The sequence below is a fragment of the Hyphomonas sp. GM-8P genome (assembly GCF_003263315.1).
Lineage (GTDB): Bacteria > Pseudomonadota > Alphaproteobacteria > Caulobacterales > Hyphomonadaceae > Hyphomonas.
The window spans coordinates 1-1,735 of the sequence record NZ_AWFE01000130.1 but is presented as its reverse complement, the minus strand read 5'-3'; the positions used below and the strand labels follow the sequence as shown (position 1 = coordinate 1,735).

Sequence of the window (1,735 nt, the reverse complement as noted above, 5' to 3'; positions counted from 1 at the left end):
CGAGGCGTCCATCATCGAAAATGTCGCCCGCTTGCCTGCGACGGAAATGGAACAATATGTGGCCTTCAGGAAGCTGGCGGACGAAGGCAAGTCCCCGGAAGACATCGCAACCTTCTTCGGTGTGACCGAGCTTCTGGTGCGGCGTGTGCTCGCCTTGGCAGGCCTCGCTGCTCCGATCCGCAAGCTCTATTCCGAGGACGAAATCGACCGCGAAACGATCCGCGCCTTGACGCTGGCAACACCTGCCCAGCAGGCGGAATGGCTGAAGCTCTGGAACAGCGAAACCGAACGCGCGCCGTTCGGACGCGCCTGCAAGGCATGGGTGACTGGCGGTAGTACGATCACCACAGACAAGGCCCTGTTCGACCTTGATCATTACACCGGCGCGATGACGGCGGACCTGTTCGGAGAGCATGCCGTGTTCGCCGATTCCGGGGCGTTCTGGGCGGCGCAGGCGGAGGCAATATCCGCGCAGATCGAGCAATACCTGGCCCGCGGATGGGCCGATGTCGTCTGCCTTGACCGGGGGACCTACTTCCAGCGCTGGGAGTATGTCCAGACCACGAAGAAGAAGGGCGGCAAGGTCTTCGTCGAACAGCGCCATGATGGGACGGTGACTTTCCATGAAGGCTGGCTGAAGGCTTCGGAAGCGCGACGGACAAAGCGCCAGACCGAGGACGGAGATGCGACCTCACCGGCTGACAGCAAGCCCGAAATGTCCGGCCCGATGGCGGAATATATCGGGCTTCACCGGCATGGCGCTGCCGCAGCCAGCCTGCTCACGGCGCCCGCCATTGCGCTGCGCCTGATGGTAGCACACGCGCTGACCGGATCATCCCTCTGGAATGTGCGCTCGCATGTGTGCGGGGCGCGCAAGAACGAGACGCACGAGAGCGTGGCGGGCTCGGTGGCGCGGGCTGAAGTCGATGCCGCGTCCGAACAGGTCGAGACGCTGTTCACCGCGCTCGGTGCCATGCGTCCGCGCGCGAACGGCGATGCCTATTCGCTTTGCGAAACCTTCTCCGCCTTGCTTGCCATGTCGGACAAGGAAGTCATGCAGGTGCTGGCGCTCACCATGGCCGAAACGCTGGAATCGGGTGGGCTGGCGGTCGAGACTGTGTTGCATGTCTGCGGGACCGATCTCGGCTCCTATTGGTCGCCGGACGATGCCTTCTTCGACCTGCTCCGCGACAAGCGGGCCATCAACGGTATGGTCGCGGACATTGCTTCCCCGAGCGTTGCGGAGAGCGTCACCAAGGAGAGCGGCAAGGTGCAGAAGGCGCTCATCCAGAACCGGATCAAGGGGGTGGATTGTACTGCCAACCCCGGCTGGCGTCCCGGCTGGATGCAGGTGCCGCCGACCCGCCTTGTCGAAGGAGCCAGGTGCCCGACGGTCGATGGTTGGGAACGGATTGCGGGCCTGTTCGAGGGTGAGGACGAGGACAATTTCGAACCTGAAACGGAGCCTTGCGAAGCAGACGCTGCCTGAGGTTTGTCTCCTCCTCTCAGGCAGAGTGCGAGCCGTCCGGTGCCTGACATCGGACGGCTTTTCACATTCGGGTTCGGGGTAGCGGGTGGCAGTGTCAATGCTGTTCAATCCGCAGAATGCCTGTCGAAAAATCGCGCGTCTAAAGGTCTCGCAGGACAGATCAAAGCGCCTGCCGCAATGGGTTCCTCCGTTCCATCGGCAGCGGTCTTCGGACTCCTTGTTCCCGTCTCTTGCCGTATGACCTGG

At 62.7% G+C, this 1,735-nt stretch carries 1 protein-coding gene; it reads left to right on the top strand.

The window, feature by feature from the left end; translation table 11 throughout:
• Positions 1-1,489: partitioning protein (locus HY26_RS19095; RefSeq protein ID WP_112074262.1), on the top strand; the 1,489-nt coding region annotated here is incomplete at its 5' end.
• Positions 1,490-1,735: the final 246 nt, after the last annotated feature.